The 24,905-nt window shown below is 53.5% G+C and carries 21 protein-coding genes; 12 read left to right on the top strand and 9 right to left on the bottom strand.

The genetic code is table 11. The features are described from left to right. The first annotated feature begins 1 nt into the window (after position 1). The gene (locus RG807_RS13040; protein ID WP_309045269.1) at positions 2 to 883 is read left to right on the top strand and encodes a universal stress protein; all 882 of its coding nucleotides are present in this window, start codon (positions 2 to 4) and stop codon (positions 881 to 883) included. Between the two features lie 192 nt (positions 884 to 1,075). Here the strand turns inward: RG807_RS13040 and RG807_RS13045 are convergent, their stop codons facing one another. The 4 genes from RG807_RS13045 to RG807_RS13060 form a co-directional block, all read right to left on the bottom strand. Then, positions 1,076 to 2,836 (bottom strand): Ig-like domain-containing protein, encoded by a 1,761-nt coding sequence (locus RG807_RS13045; RefSeq protein ID WP_309045270.1) that lies wholly within the window; start codon positions 2,834 to 2,836, stop codon positions 1,076 to 1,078. A gap of 234 nt (positions 2,837 to 3,070) precedes the next feature. Continuing rightward, complete coding sequence (locus RG807_RS13050; RefSeq protein WP_309045271.1) at positions 3,071 to 4,264, bottom strand: BaiN/RdsA family NAD(P)/FAD-dependent oxidoreductase; 1,194 nt, start codon at positions 4,262 to 4,264, stop codon at positions 3,071 to 3,073. Positions 4,265 to 4,325: 61 nt separating this feature from the next. Continuing rightward, positions 4,326 to 5,132, bottom strand: a complete 807-nt coding sequence (locus RG807_RS13055) for a PhzF family phenazine biosynthesis protein (RefSeq protein WP_309045272.1) — start codon at positions 5,130 to 5,132, stop codon at positions 4,326 to 4,328. Then, positions 5,129 to 5,410, bottom strand: a complete 282-nt coding sequence (locus RG807_RS13060; protein ID WP_309045273.1) for a hypothetical protein — start codon at positions 5,408 to 5,410, stop codon at positions 5,129 to 5,131. The genes RG807_RS13055 and RG807_RS13060 overlap by 4 nt, the downstream gene beginning before the upstream one ends. A 230-nt stretch (positions 5,411 to 5,640) precedes the next feature. Between RG807_RS13060 and RG807_RS13065 the strand changes: the two genes are divergently transcribed. Next, positions 5,641 to 7,053 carry an aminotransferase-like domain-containing protein gene (locus RG807_RS13065; protein WP_309045274.1) on the top strand — a complete coding sequence of 471 codons (1,413 nt, stop codon included), beginning with the start codon at positions 5,641 to 5,643 and terminating at the stop codon, positions 7,051 to 7,053. Here the strand turns inward: RG807_RS13065 and RG807_RS13070 are convergent. After that, on the bottom strand, positions 7,039 to 7,683 hold the full coding sequence (locus RG807_RS13070) for a response regulator transcription factor (RefSeq protein WP_309045275.1): 645 nt from the start codon (positions 7,681 to 7,683) through the stop codon (positions 7,039 to 7,041). The genes RG807_RS13065 and RG807_RS13070 overlap by 15 nt on opposite strands. Beyond that, positions 7,676 to 9,154, bottom strand: coding sequence for a sensor histidine kinase (locus RG807_RS13075; protein ID WP_309045276.1), 1,479 nt, complete (start codon positions 9,152 to 9,154; stop codon positions 7,676 to 7,678). The genes RG807_RS13070 and RG807_RS13075 overlap by 8 nt, the downstream gene beginning before the upstream one ends. 187 nt (positions 9,155 to 9,341) lie before the next feature. On the opposite strand from RG807_RS13075, the gene RG807_RS13080 reads away from it, so the two are divergent. From RG807_RS13080 to RG807_RS13100, 5 genes are all read left to right on the top strand, one after another. Beyond that, positions 9,342 to 10,970: an acyl-CoA synthetase gene (locus RG807_RS13080; protein WP_309045277.1), complete on the top strand. Its 1,629-nt coding sequence runs from the start codon at positions 9,342 to 9,344 to the stop codon at positions 10,968 to 10,970. Positions 10,971 to 11,068: 98 nt separating this feature from the next. Continuing rightward, entirely contained in the window at positions 11,069 to 12,445 is a 1,377-nt protein-coding gene (locus tag RG807_RS13085) for a solute carrier family 23 protein (protein WP_309045278.1), read from the top strand. Between the two features lie 259 nt (positions 12,446 to 12,704). Next, positions 12,705 to 13,535: a metal-dependent hydrolase gene (locus RG807_RS13090; protein ID WP_309045279.1), complete on the top strand. Its 831-nt coding sequence runs from the start codon at positions 12,705 to 12,707 to the stop codon at positions 13,533 to 13,535. Then, positions 13,532 to 14,482, top strand: coding sequence for a DegV family protein (locus tag RG807_RS13095; protein WP_309045280.1), 951 nt, complete (start codon positions 13,532 to 13,534; stop codon positions 14,480 to 14,482). The genes RG807_RS13090 and RG807_RS13095 overlap by 4 nt, the downstream gene beginning before the upstream one ends. 167 nt (positions 14,483 to 14,649) lie before the next feature. Beyond that, positions 14,650 to 15,681 (top strand): DUF445 domain-containing protein, encoded by a 1,032-nt coding sequence (locus tag RG807_RS13100; protein WP_309045281.1) that lies wholly within the window; start codon positions 14,650 to 14,652, stop codon positions 15,679 to 15,681. A gap of 106 nt (positions 15,682 to 15,787) precedes the next feature. Here RG807_RS13100 and fdxA read toward each other — a convergent pair whose 3' ends face one another. Further along, on the bottom strand, positions 15,788 to 16,111 hold the full coding sequence (gene fdxA / locus RG807_RS13105) for a ferredoxin FdxA (RefSeq protein ID WP_298450196.1): 324 nt from the start codon (positions 16,109 to 16,111) through the stop codon (positions 15,788 to 15,790). Between the two features lie 148 nt (positions 16,112 to 16,259). Continuing rightward, on the bottom strand, positions 16,260 to 18,878 hold the full coding sequence (mutS, locus tag RG807_RS13110) for a DNA mismatch repair protein MutS (RefSeq protein WP_309045282.1): 2,619 nt from the start codon (positions 18,876 to 18,878) through the stop codon (positions 16,260 to 16,262). Between the two features lie 82 nt (positions 18,879 to 18,960). On the opposite strand from mutS, the gene RG807_RS13115 reads away from it, so the two are divergent. The 3 genes from RG807_RS13115 to RG807_RS13125 all read left to right on the top strand — a co-directional run bounded on the left by RG807_RS13115 (position 18,961) and on the right by RG807_RS13125 (position 21,160). After that, positions 18,961 to 19,461, top strand: a complete 501-nt coding sequence (locus tag RG807_RS13115) for a nicotinamide-nucleotide amidohydrolase family protein (RefSeq protein WP_309045283.1) — start codon at positions 18,961 to 18,963, stop codon at positions 19,459 to 19,461. Positions 19,462 to 19,625: 164 nt separating this feature from the next. Further along, positions 19,626 to 20,669 carry a recombinase RecA gene (gene recA, locus RG807_RS13120; RefSeq protein WP_298450202.1) on the top strand — a complete coding sequence of 348 codons (1,044 nt, stop codon included), beginning with the start codon at positions 19,626 to 19,628 and terminating at the stop codon, positions 20,667 to 20,669. 20 nt (positions 20,670 to 20,689) lie between these two features. After that, a complete protein-coding gene (locus RG807_RS13125; RefSeq protein WP_309045284.1) occupies positions 20,690 to 21,160 on the top strand; it encodes a flavodoxin family protein in 471 nt (156 codons plus the stop codon). A gap of 8 nt (positions 21,161 to 21,168) precedes the next feature. Here RG807_RS13125 and RG807_RS13130 read toward each other — a convergent pair whose 3' ends face one another. Then, the gene (locus RG807_RS13130) at positions 21,169 to 21,543 is read right to left on the bottom strand and encodes a PilZ domain-containing protein (protein WP_309045285.1); all 375 of its coding nucleotides are present in this window, start codon (positions 21,541 to 21,543) and stop codon (positions 21,169 to 21,171) included. 249 nt (positions 21,544 to 21,792) lie between these two features. Here RG807_RS13130 and RG807_RS13135 point away from each other — a divergent pair, with 249 nt between their 5' ends. Both RG807_RS13135 and fixJ read left to right on the top strand, forming a co-directional pair. Next, complete coding sequence (locus RG807_RS13135) at positions 21,793 to 24,201, top strand: Lon protease family protein (RefSeq protein ID WP_309045343.1); 2,409 nt, start codon at positions 21,793 to 21,795, stop codon at positions 24,199 to 24,201. A gap of 39 nt (positions 24,202 to 24,240) precedes the next feature. Then, complete coding sequence (fixJ, locus tag RG807_RS13140) at positions 24,241 to 24,867, top strand: response regulator FixJ (protein ID WP_309045286.1); 627 nt, start codon at positions 24,241 to 24,243, stop codon at positions 24,865 to 24,867. Positions 24,868 to 24,905 lie beyond the last annotated feature (38 nt).

Genomic DNA, 24,905 nt, shown 5'->3' on the forward strand with positions numbered 1-24,905 from the left:
TATGCAAAATACAACTGAGAGCATCCAGGACAGCCTGCAGGTAGTGGCCTGCATTGACGGCTCACCCGCGGCGCCGGCAGTCTGCGACTACGCGGCCTGGGCCAGCAAACATATGGGTTCACCCCTGACCCTCCTGCATGTGTTGGACCAGGAGCGTTATCCTTCAGAGCCGGATCTGGCCGGGAATATTGGGCTGGGTAGTCGTGAGCAACTGCTGGATGAGCTTGCGCAGCTGGATCGTAGGCGAGCCAAGCTGGCTCTTGAGCACGGTGAACACATGCTGGATGAAGCCGCTCACCGGTTGCAGAGTGCAGGCATCAGTGACATTAAAAAACGCCAGCGGCACGGTGATTTGACCGAATCCCTGATGGCGCTTGAAGATGAAACCCGGCTGGTAGTGATGGGCTTGCAAGGTGACAGTAGCTCCAACAGTGGCGCAGGCATCGGCAGCCAGCTCGAAACGGTGATCCGTAGTGTGCACCGGCCAATCCTGCTCGTGCCAGATTCCTTCTCAATGCCTCGCACAGCCATGCTTGCATTTGATGGTAGCCCTACGGCGTTCAGAGGTGTTGAGTTGTTGGCGGGGAGCCCGGTATTGAAGGGTATGCCTTTGCACCTGGTGATGGTCGGGACTGACAACGCCGAGCGCAGAAGCCAGCTGGAAAAAGCAAAGCAGATGCTGGAAGTACTCGAAGCAGATATCACTCTCACCATCCTATCTGGTGATGTGGAGCAGGCGCTGCACAAATATCAGGAAGAGCATAATATCGACATCTTGGTAATGGGTGCTTACGGCCACTCCCGCATACGCCAGTTCTTTGTGGGCAGTACGACAACCACTATGCTGAGAACCGCAAAGAAGCCCTTGGTTGTTCTACGCTAAAGGTTCATAGCGCCCCCCTTAAGCGGGTCCGGCTGAATTGACGGCCCCGCATACATTTTGTTGGCTCTAACTCCTGTTTTCTATTCCGTCTCCTGCTTGCTGAAGGCAAGCTTTTATCGACTGGCTCGTATGAACTGTGAATACCGGGCGCGGCATGGGTAATACCTTAGTACTCATGCCGCGCAGAGGCCGTTAGCAGGATATGCAGAAGTGCCAGCTCATACCTTTGAACTTCTTGCCGTCAACATCCTGGATCTCATCTTCTTCCAGAGTAACCGTCACCTCACCCACAAGGTCACGGCCGGGTTCAAGCTCTACGGTCATGTTGCCCAGGCCGGATTGAATGCTGTTGATATTAACAACTCCATTACTATCCCGGATTACATAGCTGCTGCTATTGATTGTTGTTGTCTCATCCATTTCCCGATCAAAGCGAACCGTCAGCTTTGTGCTTTTATCAACCTGCCGCTCGCCTCTTCCCGGAAGGATGTGGGTTACCTGAGGTGCTAATGTGCTCAGCTTGCGTACAAACATTTTATTGGATTGCCCGCTGGTAGAGACAGCATAGGCGATGAGCGGGGTGTCGTCCGGTAGCAACGCCAGCCTGACAAAAGACACTCGGTCTGATGAAAAGCCTGGTTCACCCAGATTGTTCCAGTCGGTGCCGTCATACAGCATTACCCGGGCTTTAAAGTCAACGTTTGCAGATCCATCGCTGAACGCGACCATGGGACGCCCGTCCTGTGTCACGGCCAGAGCGAGTTCGCGCGTGATACGACTGTTTGGCAGGTAACCGCCACCGACCCGTGACCAGCTAGTACCCTGGTAACGGGCTACCACGCCTTTTTGCTCATTCGCATCAACGTAGGCGAGATAGGGTGTATCGTCTACCGGGGATATAGCCAATGAAAGATGCTCCGCCTCGCTCGGAGAGAAACCGGCAATACCAATATTCACCCAGCTGGAACCATCATACTTTTTGACTGTCGCTTTGTTAGCATTGGAGCTGTCGCTGAAAGCAATGTAGGGGGTGCCATCTGAAGCGACGGCCAGGGAGGCGAATCCCGCATCTCTGCCACTGGCGGCGGAGCCGCCAACCTTGCTCCATGCAGTGCCGTCAAACATCTGGACAACAACTTTGTTGTCATCTGACGTATCAAGATACGCAAGATAAAGTGTTCCATCCGGCGCGATGTCCAAGGAAATACGGGCCGCGTCGTCAGCGGCCAGGGTAGCTGAACCAACCAACACCCAGCTGTTACCATCAAATTTTTGCACAGCGCCTTGAGTCGCGATGTCAGAGTACGCTCGGTAAGGCGTTCCGTCGGGGTGAATGGCAAGAGATAAGTCCTGGTGAGCATAGTTGTCGCTGCCAACGTTTTGCCAGCTAATGCCGTCAAAGTTCAGGGTTGTAAGGCCGTTATTAACGCCACCGACTCTTCCAAGATGGCCAACATAAGGCTCGCCACTGGGAGCAGTAGCGAGCGACAAACCATAAGAAACTGCGCCATCCGGCAGGTCATCGACGGCTAACGGGCGCCAGATGTTGTCAGCTTCCAGGGTAACCGTATCGCTGACATTCCCGTTAACAGTTACCTTTAATTCGTAGCTACCAACAGCATCTGTAGTGAAGCTGGCTGCTGCCTTGTCGCGATTCGAAATACCACTGTTGTGCAGGTAGCTGCCTTCCGGACGGGATTCGACAGTCCAGGCGTAGGTCGGATTTGTGGCATTGGTTGTCGCTTTTACAGTTGCTTCATGCTTGCCGTTCAGGGACGGTGTAACGGTACTGGCCGATACGGTTATATCCGGTGAGCTGTTATCGCCTCCGCCACTGCCTCCGCCGCAGGCCACCAAGCCTGGTATTGCGAGGCATGTGATAAGCACAGTGCGAAAGTAACCAAGTTCAGATGCCGGTTTTCGAACGTAAACTGATTGCGCCGATGAGATCATGTGTCCTTCCTCTTGTGTGTTTTCCTTAGCTTTCGGTGCCTGAAAATTGACCCTATTGCTTATCGGATGTTAGCAAGCCAATTCATAGGTAGGTATCACCCAAACGAGGGAAGGGTAGATCGAAATTTTAATGGCAAATTGGCGAGGGTAGAGTTAATCGCGGTCAGAATTGCAAGTGGCTAGTCAGCCCTTAACGTTCTGGTTGTCGAGGAATTAATAAAGGTATGGAAGGCATCATGCTGACAACCCGGCCGCCACCCCTGAAGCCCACGCCCATTGAAAATTATGCCCGCCCAAATGCCCCGTTACGTCCACGACCTCGCCGATGAAAAACAAGTTTGGATGCTCTAACGCTGCCATGGTTTTTGAAGAAAGTTGGCGCGTATCTAGGCCGCCCAGTGTCACTTCAGCGGTTCGATAGCCTTCTGTTCCAGCCGGTTTGACTGTCCAATGCCCAAGCGTGTCTGACACCTGTTCAAGGTCACTGTTTCTGTAGCCCTGAAGCGGGCCATGCCAGCCATAAATCTCGTTGAATACCTGCGCAAAGCGCTTGGGTAGGTGCTGAGCCAGGTAGTTGGCAATCGTGGTTTGCGGCTTCTGTTTGCGCAGGGCCAGAAGATCTTTGTGGATGTTGCGATCTGGTAGCAGGTTGATGGCCAGAGGGTCGCCAGGCTGCCAGAAGCTGGAGATCTGCAGCATCGATGGCCCGCTCAGGCCTCGATGTGTGACCAGCATGGGCTCTCGGAAGTTCTGGTTATTGCAGGCTGCATCAACAGGGCAGCTTACGCCGGATAGAGGCGCCAACTGTTGCTTCAGTTCCGGGTGCAGGGTGAAAGGCACCAGCCCGGCTCGGGTGGGTAAAATCGTGAGCCCGAACTGCCGGGCAATGTCGTAACCGAATCCCGTAGCGCCCATGGTAGGGATGGACAAGCCTCCGCAGGCAATGACCAGAGATTCACAGGTCAGGGAGCCTGAACTGGTATTAATGCGGTAGCTGTCATCGCCTTGCACTATGTTTTGCACGCTGGTTTTCATGCGGATTTCAGCTCCGGCCCAGTCGCATTCAGTGAGCAGCATGGTGACTATATCTTTCGCACTGTCTTTGCAGAATAGTTGGCCGGCAGCTTTCTCTTCGTGCTCAATGCCATGGCGCTCAACAAGATCCAGAAAGTGCTGGGGGGTGTAGCGCTTGAGGGCGGAAATACAGAAGCGTGGGTTGTCCGACAGGAAGTTTGCGGGCGTGCTGTTGAGATTGGTGAAGTTGCAGCGCCCGCCGCCGGACATGAGGATCTTTTTTCCCGGCTTATTGGCGTGATCGATGACCAGTACTTTGCGCCCGCGATACCCGGCAGTGGCAGCGCACATCAGGCCGGCGGCGCCGGCACCGATAATAATCACATCGTACTGGTTACTGGAACTTGCCGTCATTACTGCCCGCCGATTGGTTTGTGTGGCGCGCAGTATACCAGCCTAAGGGCGGCTGTATGGCTCATTCCAGATGAACTGTGCCTTCCATATAAAAAGCCGCTTGCCCGGCTATCGCAACGCGGTCGCCTTGCAGTTCACAGCGTAATAAGCCGCCCCGTGCTGACAGTTGCCGCGCTTCCAGCTTTGTTTTGCCGAGCTTTTCGGCCCAGTAGGGCACCAGAACACTGTGAATGGAGCCGGTAACCGGGTCCTCATCAATTCCGGAGCCAGGCGCGAAGTACCGGCTGACAAAGTCGGCAGTATCACCGGGTGCGGTGATGATCACGCCTTGATTGCCCAGTTGTTTGAGCTTTCGCATATCCGGCTGCGCCGCTTTCACAGCTGCCTCGTTTTCCAGAACAACCATGTAATTGGTGTCATTCGGCACGTAAAAGGCCGTTTCCGGCGCGCTATCCAGTGCTTGGCTAATGATTGGTGGTGTGTTCTGTTCTTCAATTTTCAGGTTCGGGAAGTCCAGAACCAGCCAGTTATCAGGGGTTTGGTGAACGCCTAAAATACCGCTGCGAGAACCAAAGCGTATTTCATCTGACTGCCACCCCAGTTTATTGAAAATAACCCAAGCGCTGGCGAGAGTAGCGTGGCCGCAAAGCGGTACTTCAACACTGGGAGTGAACCAGCGAATATGAAAGTCTGCACCATTGGTGCCGGATTCCCGCACGAAGAATGCGGTTTCTGCCAGATTGTTCTCGGCGGCCAGTGCCTGCATGGTGTCGCCGGGAAGCCACGTCTCCAACGGCATGACCGCGGCAGGGTTCCCTTTGAATATCTCGCTGGTAAAGGCGTCTACCTGATAAATGGGGTAATTCATGTTCTGTTCTCTGGGAGCAAGTGTTTAGCGTAGTGGTGGCCTTTGTAGCTGGCAAACTGCGCCAGCTCAGTCTCACTGTAAAAGTGCAGCTCGGGCAATGGATTGCTGTGTGTTACTACCCAGTGCCTATGGCCTGACTGGCGTACAGAAAACCCGAGGTCTTCCAGCCATTGGCGGTTGGTGTTCAGGTCTTCACCGTACAGTGCGGGCGCGCCCGGGTTGAGGCCAAAAAGATTGCTTCGGGTAGCGGTCAGAGCCTGACTGTTTGCGATGCCCATGATGAAACTCCTTCTTCTGATTTTCGATGTTGTTATTGTCTTCCTGAACTGACAGCCATAACAGATTCAGATAATCTGTTTTTGAGCCGGTACAGAGCTAAAAGTTGCCGGTCTGTACCGGTCGATTTTCCGGGTATCTGTACCGTTCCGGTTTGGTGCGGATCTGTTGCAATGGGCGTGCTGGCTGTCCGAATGGGCAAATGATTTCTTGATTGGGTGAGGTGGGCAGTATGGGGGCTCTATACAACCAGGTGGCAGACAGGCTTCAGTCGTTGATTCAGGACGGTGTCTATCGGGATGGAGACCGCCTGCCGGGCGTGCGGGTGTTGAGCAAACAGTACGAAGTGAGTATTTCAACTGTGTTGCAAGCGCACCAAACACTTGAAGCTCGGGGTTACCTTCAGGCCCGGGAGCGCAGTGGCTTTTTTGTTCGCTTGCCTGTTGTGGATGCCCCTGAGCCAGTGATGGGCAGGCTCAGGATTCGTCCGGCGCCGGTAACAGCCCGTGAGATGACTCTGGAGCTGTGTGCAGATGAACAAAATCGCATGGTGCCGCTCGCTACTGCCATTCCCCATCCGGATTTTTTGCCGTTGCGACAGATTCAGCAGAGTACGATTTGGGCGGCTCGGCGGGGCCTTGAAACTCTGGATTACGCTTTTCCCGGAAAAACATCATTCCGCAGGCAGATTGCGCAGCGCATGGCGACGATTGGTGTTCCGATTACGCCGGATGATGTGCTTGTTACCAACGGCGCTCAGGAAGCCATCATTCTGGGTTTGCGCGCCGTTACTAAGCCGGGGGATATAGTGGCAGTTGAGTCACCATCGTTCCCCGGTATTCTTCAGGCCTTGGAAGTTGTTGGGCTGCGGGCGATGGAGATACCGACTCACCCATCCGATGGGTTAAGTCTTGAGGGTTTACAGTTGGCTCTGGAGCAGTGGCCGGTAAAAGCCTGCGTAGTGGTATGCAATCACAGCAACCCCATGGGCGCACGTATGCCGGATGAGCGCAAAAAACAGTTGGTGTCTATGCTTGCTGCCGCTGGAGTGCCGTTGATAGAAGATGATATTTACGGGGATCTTTATCATGCCGGCGAACGCCCAAAGCCTGCGAAAGCATTTGATCGCACGGATAATGTTATCTACTGCAACTCGTTTTCTAAAACCATTTCGCCGGGGTTAAGGTTGGGCTGGATGTTGCCTGGGCGATACATGGCAGGTGCTCGGCAACAGAAGTATTTTTCGAATCTGGCAACGTCTTCGATCCCGCAATTGGCGGTGGCGCATTTTCTGGAGCAGGGTGGGTACGATCGTTATCTGCGTTCGGCGCGGCAGAATTATCGGGAAACCACGGAGCGTATGAGAGCGGCGGTTGCGCGGTCTTTCCCTGTGGGTACTGCGGTCAGCAGGCCACAGGGCGGCTTTGTACTCTGGGTGCAGTTGCCGGAAGGCATTTCAGGCACACGGCTTTATCACCGGGCCCGGGCAGAGAATATTAATGTGGCTCCGGGCCTGATGTTTTCCATATCAGACAAGTTTGAATCCTGCCTGCGGCTGAACGGCGGCAATCCCTGGAACGAGCGTATCGACCAGGCAATCGCCAGGCTGGGCGCGCTGGCCCATGAGGAGCTAGCGCAGGTTTGATGGGTCGAGCAGACCAGCGGTAATGGCTAAGCCCGTAACATCGGGCAGCCGCTCCGCACCCAGTCGCTTCATTACACGGGCCCGGTAGAGATCGATGGTCTTCACACTAACGCCCAGTTGATCGGCAATTTCACGGCTGGTGTAGCCTTGGGCCATAGGCAGGAATACATCCCGCTCCCGGCGTGTAAGCGTCGAAATGAGCGCATCAGTCCGTTCGTCGCCCAGCTGCAGATGACTGGATTGATGGTGAGCTTCCAGTGCCTGCTGCACGCTGTCGAGAAGGAGCTGCTCATTGAATGGTTTCTCAATGAAATCAAAGGCACCGGATTTGAACGCGCGCACCACAATTGGCACATCCGCATGGCCGGATACGAAAATGATTGGCAACTCAATGCTTCGCTTTTGCAGCTCTTCCTGAACGTTCAGCCCACCGAGTCCCGGCATCCGCACATCCAACACCACGCAGCCGCCCCGGCTATCGCCGAGGGCATCCAGAAACTTGCGCCCGTCGCTGTATGCTTGAACGTTCAGGCCAACGGACTCCAGCAACCACTGAGTGGACTCCAGCATGCCGGCGTCGTCATCAACAACGTAAACGGTGGATGTGTCCGGGGTGCGTTCGTTACTCATCGGTTGCAGTCTCTGTGCTGGATATGCGTTTGTTTGCGGATGCTGCCGGGAAGCGGCAGGTCAGGGTAAGGCCGCCGGTTGAAGCGGGGCGGGCATCCAGAAAACCACCAAAACCTTCGATAATGGAGCGGCTCATGGAAAGCCCCAGCCCGAGCCCTTGGGGCTTGTTTGTGTAAAAAGGCTGAAACATCTTCCGGATTTCCTGGTCATCAAGGCCAGGCCCTTCATCCGTGACGTCAATCAGCGTTTCACCTTCGCTGTTTATGGATGCTGAGAGCATCAGGCGGGAACCTGTAGTGGCTGCTTGGGCGGCGAGCGCTTCCACATTCGCCTCCATGCCATTACGAATCAGATTAATCAGTACCTGCTCCAGCAATACCTGGTCTGCAATGATTGTCGGCTTGCTGTCGGCCGGGGTGCAGACTATCTCTACATTGTATTTATCAGCCTCCCATTGGCAGAGCTGGGCAACCTTTGTGAGGGTCTCGTTTAGCAGAACTTCTGTTGTGCGCTTCCGACCTTTACGAAGGAAGGTTCGGAGGTGCTTGATCACTTCCGAAGCGCGATTGGCATGGTGGATGATCTTCTCAAGGCCATCGTCGACACGCTCAAGATGTTCAGGGTAAGTGCTGGCGCTTTTCAGGTAACGCTGGCTGGCACTGGCAAAGTTAACGATGGTCGCCAAAGGCTGATTCATTTCGTGGGCAATGCTGGAGGCCAACTCGCCAAGCGCCGCGAGTCTTGCGGTACGCGCAAGTTCATCGGCCAGCCTGCGGTTGTTGTCCTCTGAGGCTACCCTGGCGGTAATGTCTCTGGATACGCTGACCACCTCAACAACCGCACCTGTATAGGTTTCTCTGATGGCCCGGCTTGCGATCTCGAACCACCGCTTGCTGCCGTCTCGGTGGGTCAGGTCCAGAGTCATGGTGGCATAGCCGTCATCTCGCAGGCGGTTGCGGGTCTCGGTCAGTTGCCGCATAGAACTATCACTCTGGAATAGGTCCTCCAGCAGCCGGCCTCGAAGCTCTTCCGGCCAATAGCCGAGGAGGCGCCATGAAGCCTGGGTTGCATCAATGAAGCGCCCGTCGGGAGCGTGCCGCGAGATAAGATCGGTGGTGTTTTCTGTGATCACCCGATAAAGGCGGTTCGATCGAATGGCTTGATCCCGGTTAAGGATATCGGTCGTGGCATCGCGGCCACGGGCCAGTACCTCGGCGGTTTTCAGGCAGGGGATAAACGTCCATAGAAGAACGGTGTTGTTGATGTGGGATTCTACATCTTCGATTGCCCGAGCTTGCGTCAGCGCGGCGGTAACCAGTGCCTGAACATTCGTTGGGAGGATGCCAGATGGGTCTGTCAGGTCATTCTTCACCCACAATGATTCTGCGGCGAGATTGCTGCGCAAAGTATTTGCAGCGCTATCGAGTATCAGGCCGGGTTGCGGGTCTGCATCGGGCAAGCTAAAACTCATAGTAGTAATCGGCTCTATCGTTTTGGGGTGTTGTATAGTGATTACACTATAATACCTTGGTGTAATTTCTAGTATTACCTCTATAAAATAAGATTATTTCTATAAGAAGTCATAGCTACTCTTAGTCACTCTAGCGGCTTTTCTGAATACGACACAAGAACAATAGGCTCACAAAGAGGAACACCCCATGACCTCGATCTTCGATCAGGGCCTTGCGCCCCTTGATGCCAATTACGCTGTTCAATCCCCGATTGATTTTATCGAACGCACTGCCAGCGTCTACCCCGACTACCCCTCCATTATCCACGGAGCTGTTCGCTATAACTGGGCGCAGACATACGACCGTTCACGGCGCCTCGCATCTGCACTAGCAGGGCGAGGCATCAAGCGGGGAGACACTGTGGCTGCCATGTTGCCGAATATTCCCGCCATGGTGGAGTGTCATTTTGGGGTGCCCATGATGGGCGCAGTTTTGAATACGCTGAATGTGCGCCTGGATGCAGAAGCCATTGCCTTCATGCTTGAGCACGGCGAAGCCAAGGTGGTGATTGCCGATCGCGAGTTTGGTGAGGTGGTGCGCGACGCTGTGAGCCGTCTGGAAAACAAGCCGCTTATTGTTGATGTTGACGACCCGGAATACGGCGAGGGTGTTCAGGTTAGTGATCTGGACTACGAAGCCTTTCTGCAAGAGGGCGACCCACAGTTTCAGTGGAGCTTCCCGGACAACGAATGGGACGCTATTTCACTGAACTACACTTCCGGCACCACCGGCAACCCCAAAGGTGTGGTCTATCACCATCGCGGCGCATACATCAACGCGCTGGGTAACCAGGCGGTTTGGTCCATGGGGATGCACCCTGTGTATCTGTGGACGCTGCCGATGTTTCACTGTAACGGCTGGTGTTTCCCCTGGACAATTACTGCCATGGCAGGCACGCACGTTTGCTTGCGCCGGGTAGATCCGGAAAAGATCCTGCAGCTGATTAAAAAACACCAGGTTACCCACATGTGCGGCGCGCCCATCGTGCTGAACGCCTTGTTGAATGTGCCACCTGAGTCGAAGGCGGGCATTGATCATGAAGTTCGCTCCATGATTGCAGGCGCTGCGCCACCGGCCCAGGTGATTGGTGCCGTTGAAGAGATGGGCATCAAGGTGACCCACGTGTATGGCCTGACAGAAGTGTATGGTCCGGTCACCGTGTGTGCGTGGAAATCTGACTGGGATGAGCTGCCATTGCACGATCGGGCCAAAATCAAAGCACGTCAGGGTGTGCGCTATCACACCCTCGCCGGCACCATGGTAGGCGATCCGAACACCATGAAAGCCGTGCCGAAAGATGGCAAAACCGTGGGTGAGATATTCCTGCGCGGTAATACTGTTATGAAAGGTTATCTGAAGAACCCCAAGGCTACCGAGGAAGCATTCCGCGGCGGTTGGTTCCATACCGGGGATCTGGCTGTTTGGCACGAAGACGGCTACATGGAAATCAAGGATCGCCTGAAGGACATCATCATCTCTGGTGGTGAGAACATATCCACCATTGAAGTTGAAGATACGCTGTACCGGCACCCGGATGTTCTCGAAGCAGCTGTGGTGGCGCGTCCGGATGAAAAGTGGGGGGAGACTCCCTGTGCTTTTGTGACCCTCAAACCAGAAGCAGGTGATGTGAGTGAGGAAGATATTATCAATTTCTGCCGCGAACACCTGGCTCGCTTCAAGGTACCCAAAACCGTCATTTTCTCGGAGTTGCCCAAGACATCCACGGGCAAGATCCAGAAGTTCCTGTTAAGGGATCAAGCCAAAGAGTTGAACTGACCTCCTGATCGGCAGTGCCACTCCTGATGCTGCCGGATATTTCTACAAAAACAATACAAAGCATGCATGCGTAAATAACGCTTGCGGGAGACCTAGCTATGCAAATGTTTCACCGTAAAACCGGGGAAGAACAGCCCTATTGGCCTGCCGGTCCTTTCAAGATCCGGCTACCTTTTGTCCATTACCGCTGGGAGTTTGCGGAGATGGTTCAGGCTCTGATCATGTTTGTGGTCAGCTTGGCTATGATTCCTCTGCTGCAGAAATACTTGGGCGTACCCTACGATGTCGCCTTGGCGTATGCCGTGATCTGCGGTATCGGTTTTATGCTTCCTGCATTGCTGGGCGTGCCTTTGGTCCCTGGCTGGATAACACCGGGCATTCCCGTAGTACTACTGTTTTTGAGCGACTATGAGCCCGGCCCCGAGGCCATTCAGGCAATGTTCGCCCTGCAGTTCCTCGTGTTTATCATCTTCCTTTTCCTTGGCATTACTCGCCTGGGAAGCAAGCTGGTGGATCTGATTCCACGCTCAATGAAAGGCGGTATTATTATTGGTGCCGGTATTGCGGCTCTGATGGGAGAAATTGAAGTTGGCGGCCGAGTGGCCAACACGCCAATCTCATTGATTGTTGGTGGCCTTGTTTGTTTGTATTTGATGTTCTCTGTGTCGTTCAAAGGCTTTGTTGAAACCAACTCCTTCGCACGTAAAATTGCTAACTACGGCATGGTACCGGGCATGATTGTAGCCATCCTCGTGGGCTTCGCCACTGGCGAATACGATGTGCCGAATGTTGAGTGGGGCATTACCAAGCCGGCTTTTGATGAGCTGTGGAACTACCTGCCGTTTACGGTTGGATTCCCCGACCCAAAAATCTTCCTGTATGCCGTTCCAACGGCGGTCATCGCCTACATTATTGCCTTCGGGGATATCGTAGTGGGGCAGTCATTGATGAACCGCGTAGATCATCTTCGTAAAGATGAGGATATCGATAACAGCATCGACCGAGTGCACCTGGTAACCGCCATTCGTAACGGTGGTCATGCGTTCTTTGCGCCATACCCCGGCCTGGCAGGCCCTATCTGGACAGCTGTAACGGCGACTATGGCTGAGCGTTACAAGTATGGCCGCAACGCGATGGATTCAATCTACAGTGGCGGTGGCACCTTCTGGATCACTGGGTTTATTGCCCTGTTTATTCTGCCGCTGGTGAGCTTTTTTCAACCCGTACTACCCATTGCGTTGTCCCTGACTCTTTTGCTGACTGGCTATATCTGTTTGATGGTTGGTCTGGAGCAATTGGAGAACAACACCGAGCGCGGCATTGCGGGCACTATGGGTGTGGTATTGGCGGTCTATGGTGCGGGTTGGGGCCTTGGCACCGGTGTGGTTCTTTACTTGTTGATTGAGCGAACCAAGCTTCTTGGCTTTACCTCAGACCCGGAAGCTCCGGGCGCCACGCAAACCGATAAACCCTGAGTATTTAGTCCCTGATTTTTACCAGGGACCACCAAAAAATGATCTGCAAGACTTTGGGAGGCGAAATGCCTCCCTTTTTTGTGTCAGCTTTCTAATAATCCCTGCTTCCGGTCCACTGACGATGTGTCATTTTGTGACAATGTGTCCTTTTTGCTGGCACCGCCCTTCCTTCTAGCTCATTCTGGGCATTAGACTGATGCTACTGGTGTTTTTTTGTTCAACAGTCAAAAATTATAATAAATAGAAGCAGGAGGCAGTCATGTCCATCAGTTCCACTCCCGAGGGTGTGTCCGTTAAACCACGGCACCTGCACTTTGATGTCAGTGAAGATTTAAAAACACTTTGGCACGGCGATGACGCATTTCGCACGGCATTCTTCAATGCGCTGTCGCTTCAGTTTCCGGATGGTGAGCAGCAGTTCATCAATGCGGTTCGGTTATATCAAGGCAAGATTGAAGATCCGAAACTGAAAGCGGAAATCCGTGGATTTATTGGCCAGGAAGCCCTGCACAGCCGCGAGCACAAAGCGTACAACGAGGACTTGAAAGCACGGGGCTATGACATTGACCGCCTGGATAGCCGTTTTCGCAAACACATGGAGTGGGTTGGAAAGCTTTCTCCCAGCAGGCAACTGGCAGGCACCTGCGGCGCCGAGCATTATACGGCGGTGCTGGCGAATGCCATTCTCAGCCACCCTGAGTGGCTGGAGGGCGCAACGCCGGTTATGGCGCAGCTTTGGCGCTGGCATGCCATCGAAGAAACCGAGCACAAATCGGTTGCGTTTGATGTTTACCGGGAGTGTGTTGGAAATGAGAACCTGAGGCGGTTCATATTTCTGTTCGTGACCTGGAACTTCTTCAAGTACACCTTTTTGAATACTTGCAGCTTGTTGAAAACCGACGGCAAGCTCTGGAGCCTTCGCACCTGGATGGGTGGGCTCAATTTCTTGTGGGGAAAGCCTGGAATTTTGCGCCAGTGTATGCCGGAATTTCTGGCCTATTTCCGCAAAGGTTTCCACCCCTGGCAGCAAGATAACAGGGCACTTTTGGAGAAAAACCTCGGGGAACTGAAAGCAGGAGATTTGGTGTGAAAGTTGGGTTAATCGTCGATTCGGCGTGTGATTTACCATTCGAATTCAGTCGCAAGCACGACGTGTTCATTCTCCCCGTAACTGCGGTGATTGATGGCGAAACCTACATTGACCGGCACGACCCTGTCAGAACCCAGGAGTTCTATCAGAGTGGGCTCCTGCAAAAAGGTCGCCATGCTGAAACTCAGGCGTTTAGCGCCGAACAGATCCATGAGCTGTTCATGGAAAAGATCGTGCCCGAGTACGATGTGGCAATTTGTGAAACGGTCACCCGCAGCCGAAGCCTGATTTTTCAGAACGCATCTGAAGCTATGAATAGCGTGATGGCTAATTACGAGCAGGCCCGAGCTGCGTCGGGTCGAGAAGGCAAATTCTCTATGCGGGTGATTGATAGCAAGCAGATCTTTGCGGGGCAAGGCTTGCTGGCGGCTCATACGCTCAGGCTGATTGACCAGAAGCTCTCCAAGAACGCGCTGCGTAATGAGGTGGAGCGTTTTTCTGACAAGATCTACACCTGCGTTATTCCCCGCGATCTTCACTACATTCGTGAGCGCGCCAGACGCCGTGGTGATAAGAGCATATCAGGTGTCGTGGCGTTTCTTGGCAAAGCCCTGAACATCACCCCGGTAATTTTTGGCCAGGGTGTTGAAGGTCAGCCCGTTGCCAAAACCCGTAGTTTCGATGCGGCGGTGGAAAAGGTAGTGAACTATGCCGTGGCGAGAGTTGAGGCTGGCCTGCTAACACCCTATGTGAGCTTGTCTTGCGGTCTTACTTGGGCAGAAATCGAAGCGTTGCCTGGCCTGAACAGGCTCAGAAGTGCCTGTGAGAAAAATGGTGTTGAGCTATTACTGTCGCAGATGGGCATCACCAGCAGCATCTATATTGGCCCCGGCAGTCTGTGTCTGGCGCTGGCGGCAGACCCCCACAGTTTCAGCGACTATCAGTAACTGGCCATTCATCTGGCGGTACGGTTTAGCGCTGGGCTTATACTGGCCCAGCCGCTGCTAGCCCAACGTATCTATGGCGAACCCGTCTGCCTTGTCTTCGTGTTAGCCTTTCGGTATCCAGTGCAATTATAACTGTGTTTCTTCATATCAATAGGGCCACGAACATCATGACCAAGGACAAAAACGATCCAGCCAGTCAGTTGCTGGAATTGCATGTGAAGCACGAGGTTGCCTCGTTGAAAGGCACAAAGCTGCGTAAGTTTCTCACGCAAGAGGTTAACGAACTTCTTGATCATGCAGATACGATTACGCTGAATCGCATAGCCTCGGAAAAGCAGGTCATGGAGACCATTCAGCGAGTGGTTGTGGACATGGAACTGGATGCCGGAATTCCTGAATTGGCGGGTGAGATGGCCACAGAGGTGCTCAACGCATCCGTTCAGGCAAATACTGTATTAAGTGACATTATCACCCGTGAACAAGCCACGGGCTTTGTGGAAGAAATGCTTGAATTGCGCCAACAGCGCGAACGTATAATTAGCGAAATCATGGCGCATCCGGTGTATCAGGAACTGGTTTCGAATGTGGTGTATCAGGGAATCGTTAATTACCTCTATGAAGACAACCTGATCACCAAATCGGTACCCGGTGTGGGTTCCATGATGAAATTTGGCAAGCGCATGGCTAACAAGGCGGTACCCGGATTGGATGAGACCTTTGAGCGCAGGTTGAAAGCCTGGCTCTCAGATAGCTTGCCGGGGCTGATCAGTCGTAGTGAACAGTTCCTGCAGCGGGCGCTCTCTGACGATGAAGTGCGGGATACGGTTATGGCAGCCTGGGTCGCCGTGGAAGACCGTACGGTTGACGAGCTTCGTGAAGGGCTTGGCGACGTTGAACTGCAGGCATTTGTGGTGCTTGGATATGAGTTCTGGTTGCAGTTCCGGAGAACCGGCTATTTTTCCGGTTGTGCCCAAGCTGTGGTCGCGCACCTTTTTGTGAAGTATGGGGACCGACCACTTAGCGACCTACTCGGTGATCTGGGTGTTACCCGTGACGTTATCATTGCAGAGGTAGACGCTTGGGCTATCCCGGTAATAGGTTTACTTCAAGAAGAGGGCTACGTTGAGGCGCTTGTGCGCAGGCGGCTATCGGCTTTCTATAAAACCGCTGCGGCCCGGAAAATACTCGAGCCATCATGATCGGTGGTATAGAGTTGTCAGTGCGGTATAGATAAAAAAAGGGAAGCCGATACGGGCTTCCCTTTTTTGGTTCAGGTCTTGGCAATGTTGCCAGGCTTACCTGTAATTACTTTTCCAGATATTGAAGTTTGTCGGGCTTGCCATCCCACTCTGCCGCATCTGGGAGTGGGTCTTTCTTTTCGGTGATGTTGGGCCACTTGCCCGCCAGATCGGCGTTAAGCTCTACAAACTGCTCTTGGTCTTTGGGCAGCTCGTCTTCTGAGAAGATCGCTTCGGCTGGGCACTCGGGTTCACACAAAGCGCAATCAATACACTCGTCCGGGTCGATTACCAGAAAGTTCGGCCCCTCATAGAAGCAGTCTACCGGGCACACTTCTACACAGTCTGTGTATTTGCACTTGATGCAGTTATCGGTAACGATAAACGCCATAATCAGATCCCTGGTCCAGTGGTCAATCTCATCCGGAGCTTGTTGTCATGCTCCGTGGTTATATTTTAATGGGCGATATTGTAGGGAGCAGCCCGCACTGCCGCAAGCGTTTGACCGCTATAACCTTATTACCCAGATCAATTTGTCATCAGCTTTTCAGTAATTTCTTCAGTTCATACAGCCTGTTCATGGCTTCTCTGGGCGATAAATCGTCCAGATCAATTCCCTGAAGTGTTTCTTCTACAGCGCTGGGTTCTGCGCTGGCAAACATATCACTCTGATAAACAACCTGTGCAGGCATGGTCGGTTGCCTGCTGCGGTCTTCAACAGCAGGAGACGGCAGAGCCGTGGCGGGTACTGCGCTATTCTCAAGTAGCTTTAACTGGGCTTTGGCGTTGAGTATAACGTTCTGAGGTACGCCGGCGAGTTTGGCCACCTGCAGGCCATAGCTCTGGCTGGCTGGGCCCTCGTGTACGTTATGCAAAAACACAATGCTGTCGTCGTGCTCTGTTGCTGTCAGGTGCACGTTTACAGCGAGTTCCAGGTCGTCTGCCAATTGTGTAAGTTCGAAATAGTGAGTGGCAAACAGGGTGTAGCAACGGATTTCTTTTGCCAGATGCTCGGCTGTAGCCCAGGCCAGGGATAAGCCATCGAACGTGCTGGTACCCCGGCCGACTTCGTCCATCAACACAAGGCTGAACTCGGTAGCGTTGTGCAGGATGTTTGCGGTTTCTGTCATTTCCACCATAAAGGTGGAGCGCCCGCCGGCAATGTCATCTGAAGAACCCATGCGAGTGAATATGCGATCCACCGGCCCCATCACTGCCCGGTTGGCGGGCACGAAACTCCCCGTGTAGGCCAGTAGTGCAATCAGAGCGGCCTGGCGCATGTAGGTCGATTTACCGCCCATGTTGGGACCGGTAATGACCAGCATTCGGCGCTGGACGTCCATCAGTAAGTTGTTAGGCACAAACGGTTCATCCAGAAGCTGCTCGACGACGGGATGGCGGCCATCCTCGACATCGAACCCCGGAGCGTCGCGAAATTCCGGTGCAACAAAGCGTAAGGTGGTGGCGCGTTCAGCAAAGTTGCTGATGACATCCAGCTCAGCCAAGGCCTGAGCTGCATCCTGTAAAGGTGCGAGCTGCTCAGCAACTGCTTCCAGCACTTCATCATAGAGTGCTTTTTCTCTGGCAAGAGCACGGCTCTTCGCGCTTAAAGCCTTGTCTTCGAATTCTTTTAGCTCGGGTGTAATGAAACGCTCGGCGTTTTTCAGGGTTTGGCGGCGAATGTAATCCACCGGTGCCTGTGCAGACTGGGCCCGGCTGATTTCGATGTAATAGCCGTGCACCCGGTTGTACCCCACTTTCAAGGTGCTTATGCCGGTGCGCTGCCGCTCCCGGGTTTCCACATCCAGCAGGTACTGACCGGCGTTTTCGCTTATGTTTCGCAGTTCGTCCAGCTCTTCGTCAAAACCTTCTCGGATTACGCCACCTTCCCGAATCACTACAGGCGGGTTGTCGATAACCGCGCGCTCCAGCATGTCGGCAAGCTCGGGGTATTCGCCAATGGTGGTGGCCAGCTTGACGATATGATGGGAGTTAACCGGTTTCAGGGTTTCCTGCAGATCGGGCAGTGCCTGAAATGCGTCCCTTAGCCGGGCAAGGTCCCTCGGGCGTGCAGAGCGGAGCGCCACGCGGGCCAAAACACGTTCAATATCGCCCACGGCTTTGAGTAGAGTGTGTACTGGCTCGTAATGAAAGCCTTCTAGCAGGGCCGATACTGCTTGCTGGCGCTGCTTTACTACGTCGATATCCCGCAAGGGACGGTTTAGCCAGCGCCTTAACTCACGGCCGCCCATGGAGGTGGCAGTTTTATCCATCACCCAGGCCAAGGTGTGTTGGTGCCCGCCCATGAGGTTAATATCAATCTCAAGGTTGCGGCGGCTGGTGGCGTCGAGAATCACGGCTTCGTCCCGGCGTTCCCGGGTGAGCTTGCGAATGTGGGGCAGGGCTGTGCGCTGGGTTTCCTTTGCATACTGCAGCAGGCAACCGGCGGCACAAATGGCGAGGCTCAGGTCCTCACAGCCAAACCCGGTCAGGTCGCGAACTTGCAGTTGCTGGGTTAGTACCCGGAATGCAGTGTCTGATTCAAACAGCCAGGGGCCCTGACGCCGAACACCGGTCAGCCCGGCGACGACTTCCTGGTAGGGGAAATCCTCGCTGATAAGAATCTCCGCTGGGCGTAACCGCTGCAACTCTCCCTGCAGGGCTTCCAGAGTGTCCAGTTCTGAAACCACAAAGCGGCCGCTGGAGATGTCCAGTGATGCAAAGCCAAACTGCTCACGGTGGTGATAGATGGCCGCAAGCAGGTTGTCGCGGCGGTCTTCCAGATAGGCGTCGTCGCTGAGCGTGCCGGGGGTGACGATTCTGACCACCTGGCGCTCAACCGGCCCCTTGCTGGTTGCCGGGTCACCAATCTGCTCAACAATGGCAATGGATTGACCAGCACGCACCAGGCGGGCAATGTAACCCTCAGAAGAGTGAAAAGGGATGCCCGCCATAGGAATCGGGTTGCCACCGGATTGTCCCCTTGCAGTGAGGGTAATATCCATAAGCTCTGCAGCTTTTTTTGCATCGTCATAGAACAGTTCGTAAAAATCACCCATGCGATAGAACACTAGCTCATCCGGGTGTTGACCCTTGATCTTCAGGTATTGCTGCATCATGGGTGTGTGCTGGGGTTTGGTGTTCTGTGGTGCTGACATGGACAAGTCCGGATAATCTTACTTTGGATGAAGCCACGGATTGTAAGAAAATTATGCCCGTGATGAAACGAGGGAGCACATTATGCCTGCCAGTGACCACGAACTCGAACATGCTGGGGATCAATTAGCCACAAAGTTGATACAACTTGGCTACGCGGTAGTGACTGCTGAGAGCTGTACCGGTGGCTGGGTTGCCAAGGTGCTGACAGACAAACCAGGCTCATCCGCCTATGTGGTGGGTGGCTTGGTCACCTACAGTAATGAAGCCAAGCAATCGTTGTTAGGCGTTACCGATGCCTCTTTGGGCAATCATGGTGCTGTTAGCGAACCGGTGGTGCGTGAGATGGTTGCAGGCGCACTTGCAGCGACCGGTGCGAATGTAGCGGTTGCCATTAGCGGGGTAGCCGGGCCAGGTGGGGGCAGTGAAGAGAAGCCGGTAGGAACGGTTTGGTTCGCCTGGGGCGCCAGCATTGAGAGCACCGAAGCGGTTGTGCAGCACTTCAAAGGCGATCGCGATCAGGTGCGACGGCAGGCGGTTCTCTTTGCCCTGCAGGGAGTTAGCGGGTTTTTGAAGCAAACCTGAATGCTTTCACAATAACAGGGGTTGGCCTCTCTCTCGGGGTATGTTTTAATACTGTTCAAATATACAGGGAATTCGCTGTTACTACTGTACGAGCTCCCGCTTAACTATACCTCCAGCGACAAGCATGTAATGCCGCTGGCCAAGGCAACAGAGGGTTTGAACTGATGGAAGATAACCGCAAAAAAGCATTGAGCGCAGCGCTGGGTCAGATTGAGCGCCAGTTTGGTAAGGGCGCCGTAATGAAAATGGGCGATCAGCCCCGCGAAGCCATACCTGCGGTTTCTACTGGTTCCCTCGGGTTGGACGTTGCTCTGGGTATAGGCGGACTGCCTTACGGCCGAATTGTTGAGATTTACGGCCCTGAAAGCTCTGGTAAAACAACTCTGACCCTCCAGGTTATTGCCGAAGCTCAGAAAGCCGGTAAAACCTGTGCCTTCATCGATGCTGAGCACGCGCTGGATCCCATCTACGCTGAGAAGTTGGGCGTTAACGTAGACGACCTTCTGGTTTCCCAGCCAGATACCGGTGAGCAGGCTCTTGAAATTGCCGACATGTTAGTACGCTCCAATGCGGTAGACGTCATCATTGTTGACTCTGTGGCGGCGCTGACTCCAAAGGCAGAAATTGAAGGCGAGATGGGCGATAGCCACGTCGGCTTGCAGGCCCGCCTGATGTCACAGGCTCTGCGTAAGCTCACGGGCAATGTGAAGCACGCCAACTGCTTGCTGGTTTTCATTAACCAGATCCGTATGAAGATCGGCGTAATGTTCGGCAGCCCTGAAACCACCACCGGTGGTAACGCGCTTAAATTCTACTCATCAGTACGTTTGGATATTCGTCGCATCGGTGCAGTAAAAGACGGAGATGAAGTTGTGGGTAACGAGACCCGCGTTAAAGTTGTCAAGAACAAGGTTGCACCGCCATTCCGCCAGGCCGAGTTCCAGATTCTTTATGGCAAGGGCATTTATCACATGGCCGAAGTGCTCGATATGGGTGTTAAAGAGGGCTTTGTGGATAAGTCCGGCGCCTGGTATGCCTATAACGGCGATAAGATTGGCCAAGGTAAGGCCAATGCTTGCAAGTTCCTTGAAGAGAATCTGGAAATTGCCAAGGAAATCGAAGCCAAGGTACGTGAAAGCTTGATGCCAAAGCCGGTTGATAAGAAAAGCGCTGCAGAAGCAGAGGCTGCTGTCGACGAACTGCTCTAAAGCAATCATGGGAGTGTGATGTGGATCGTAAAAAGAGACTGCTTATTGTTTCCCATGCGCCCTCTCCGAACACCCTCACCCTGCGCGATGCGGTCGCGCAGGGTGCTCGCCACGAAGATATTGAGAACGTAGAAGTAACCGTGCTGGCGCCCCTGGATGCCGGCCCGGATGATGTTCTTGCCTGCGATGCCATTATCCTTGGCACCACTGAAAACCTTGGCTACATGAGTGGCGCTTTGAAGGATTTTTTCGATCGCAGCTACTATCCCTGCCTGGAGAAAACCCAGGGTCTTCCATTTGCCTTTTACATACGCGCAGGCCACGACGGCACCGGGACGCGGCGCGCTATCGAAAGCATCACCACCGGATTACGCTGGAAGCTTGTTCAGGAGCCGCTGATGTGCCGTGGTGAGTATCAGGATGAGTTCGAAGAGCAGTGCCGGGAGTTAGGGATGTACGTTGCAGCAAGCCTGGATGCCGGGTTGGTCTGAGGAGCGTTCTAGCTGGCGAGGCGGTTGTAAAAACCTTCGATGCGTGACAAGGCGTTGTCCACCGTTCTGGAGTAGCCTTTCTTGTTAAGGTAGTAGCTGAATTGAACGCTTACCCGATAGCCGGCTTGGAAAGGGCGGCACTCGACAACACGAGCGCACACCTTCGATTCACTGATGTACTTCCCCTCAAAATCCATAAACAGCCGTGTGCCAGGCTCCAGTGGGCGCGGGCTTAGCAAAGCCATGCCGTAACGGTTCAGATCGAGGCAGGTCGCCTGGAAAGAAGGCTTATTCTTCTTGAAAAAACCGCGCTGACGAACCTGTACCTTAAGGCACGAAGCAGAATAGCGATCCTTGAGCCGGCGATCTTCGGAATCACTCATCGTAGATTGGCACCCATTGCTTATTATGTTGTTGTTATAGCCGACTATAAGACTAAAGGCTTAGAGTCGGAAGATGAAGTGTAGTGTTCGATGAAAGACGAGGGCAATGAGGAGATTGTGAAGCGTGAACTGCATCACAAAACGTCCTGCCTTTGAGAGTTTGTCACAATTCTTGTCCCCAGGCGCGACAGACTGGTCCACAGAACCTACAATGACCGGCCAATGAGTCAACCGTTACAGGACCCAACCTTGAAGTCACTGTCTCTGCATCAGCTTTACAAAGCCTGTGTTCTGAAAGATCTACCGTTCAAGTCGACCAGACAACTGGAGCCGCTCGCGGAAATTGTGGGCCAGAACCGGGCTCAGGAAGCTGTGCGGTTTGCGCTTGCTATGCCACATGGTGGTTACAACGTGTATGCCGTAGGGCGGAATGGCTTGGGCAAGCGCACGATGATGTTGCGCTACCTTGAACACCACCTGGATACCGAGCAGCAAAGTCACGACTGGTGCTATGTCGCAGATTTTGAAGAGCCGCGCATTCCTAAGCTGTTGCAATTGCCTGCGGGCAAAGGTGTGGTGCTCAAGCAGGACATGGAGAAACTCATGAGCCGGCTGGTGAAGGTCATTCCGCAGACCTTCGATAGCGACAGCTTTCTGGAACGGTCAGAGCAGCTTAAAGAAGAGTATGGAAAAAAGCAGGAAGACGAACTTGAGAAAGTTGCAGCTCAGGCGCGCCGCAAAAAAATCAGCCTGACCATCACGACGCCAGGCGGGTATCGCTTGGTGGCAATGAAAGGTGATAAGCCGCATACCGCAGAGACTTTCAAGGCGCTGACAGATGCACAGCGCGACAAGTTCGAAGATTCGATCAACAAACTCGAGAAAAAGCTCCGACAGGCACTCCGGAAATTGGCGGACTGGGAACAGGAGTACGCAGATGAGCAGCAGGCCCTGAATAAGGAAACGCTTGAAGGCATCTCTGGCCACCAAATTGACGCATTGATTGAGAGTTACAAGAACCTTCCGGATGTGGTGGCTTACTTCGAGGCAGTACGCAAAGACCTGGTTGAAAATCTTGAGATTTTTCTCGACGACAACGAAGAGCAGGCAGCCATTGCCTATGCGTCGCTGGACAAAAAGATGCCCCGGCGCTATCTCGTTAACGTGGTGGTGCATCAGAAGACCAATGAGGTGCCGATGGTGGTGGAAGATAACCCCACCTACCACAACCTCTTCGGATACGTTGAGAATGTTACCTACAAGGGCACTGTGTTTACTGATTTCTCACTGATTCGGGCAGGCAGTCTGCACCGCGCCAATGGTGGTTATCTGTTGATGGACGCCATAAAGGTGCTCGAGCAGCCCTTCGTATGGGATGGGATCAAACGGGCGTTGCGTTCGAAGTGCATCCAGATCAACTCCCTTGAAAGAGAGCTGACACTCTCAGGCACTATCTCCATTGAGCCTGAAGCTGTGCCGCTGGATGTGAAACTTGTGCTGTTCGGGGATCGTGAAACCTGGATGCTGCTGCAGGATTACGATCCCGAGTTTGCAGAATTGTTCCGGGTGACTGCGGACTTCGAGAACGAAATGTATCGCTCCGAAGACAGCCAGGTTATGTATGCGAAGTTTATTGCCAGCGTTGTCAAAGAAAAAAACCTGTTACATTGCACCAATAAGGCCGTGGCGCGGGTCATCGAACACAGTGCCCGTATGGCAGAACATCAAGACAGGCTTTCATTGCATGCCGCCAATATTGCCAACCTGCTCCGGGAATCGGATTTTTGGGCTCGGCAGGCGAATGCCAAGATGATCCAGGATGTTCACGTGGAAAGAGCGCTTGAGAGTGCTAAATACCGCAGTAGCCGTATCCGTGACCAACTCTACGACTCAATCCGTGACGGCTCCACTTTTGTTTCAACTCAAGGCTCGGTCGTGGGCCAGGTCAACGCGCTGTCTGTGCTTTCCACTGGCGGGTTCGAGTTTGGGTTATCCAACCGCGTAACGGCCACCTGCTATTATGGAGATGGCGGGATTATGGACATCGAGCGGGATGTGAAATTGGGTGGCAACATTCACTCCAAAGGTGTGATGATTTTGAGTTCATGGTTAGCCTCGCACTTTGCGGTGATGGACCCTATGCACCTGTCCGCCAGCCTGACGTTTGAGCAGAACTACGGCGAGGTAGACGGTGACAGTGCTTCGCTGGCCGAACTCTGTGCTCTTATATCCTCGCTTTCCGGTGTTCCGGTGCGACAAGATCTGGCCATTACAGGTTCCGTAAATCAGTTTGGCGAGGTGCAGCCGATTGGTGGTGTGAATGAAAAAGTGGAAGGTTTCTTCGCTACCTGTCAGCTCAAGGGCGGGCTTACTGGCACGCAGGGTGCCATTGTTCCTGCCAACAACGTCCAGAACTTAATGTTGGACAGTGAAGTGGTTCAGGCTGTCCGTGAAAATCAGTTTTCGGTTTACTCTGTATCAAGTGTTGAGGAAGCGGTGACCCTACTGCTGGGCAAGCCAGCCGGTAAGGCAGACAGCAAAGGCAACTATCCGAAACAGAGTGTTTTTGGCATTATCCAGCAACGGCTTGAGAAAATGCGTGAGCACGAGCGCCAGGAACACGCCCGGGACGATCAGAAAGATCCGTCGATTCATTGACCGATCGCCATAACAAAACAGACAGGAGATAGCACACCCATGACTGATATTCAGCAGACTGTATACGTGGTAGAGGACGACGAAGCCGTTCGTGACTCGCTGGAGCTGTTACTGAAAACTGATGGCAAATTGGTTAAACCTTATGAGAATGCTGCCGTATTTCTCAAGGATTATTCCGAAAAAATGGCTGGCTGCATCGTACTGGATATCCGTATGCCGGGCATGGACGGCATGGAATTGCAGAAAAAGTTGAACGAGAAACACTCAATTCTTCCAATTATTTTTGTGACCGGGCACGGTGACGTCCCTATGGCAGTTGACGCCATGAAAGAAGGCGCCGTGGACTTTATCCAGAAACCTTACCGCGAAGAAGCGTTGCTTGAGAAAATCGAAGCGGCGTTGGAGCAGGATCTGGAGCAGCGCAAAACGTTGGGTGAGAAGCAGGAAATCATTCGTCGGGTTAAAAGCCTGACCCCCCGTGAACACGAGATCATGGATCGAATGATAGAAGGCCAGGCGAACAAGGTGATCGCTATTGAACTGGAAATCAGCCAGCGCACGGTGGAGATTCACCGCTCCCGAGTGATGCACAAGATGGGTACCCATTCACTGGCACACCTTGTCCGCATGGTGCTGTCCGTAAAGAACCTTATCGACGCGAGGTAATCTCACCGGCATGATGCGGTTATATTTTTGACCGGCCT

Origin of the sequence: Marinobacter sediminicola (assembly GCF_031157525.1) — a bacterium.
Classification (GTDB): domain Bacteria; phylum Pseudomonadota; class Gammaproteobacteria; order Pseudomonadales; family Oleiphilaceae; genus Marinobacter; species Marinobacter sediminicola.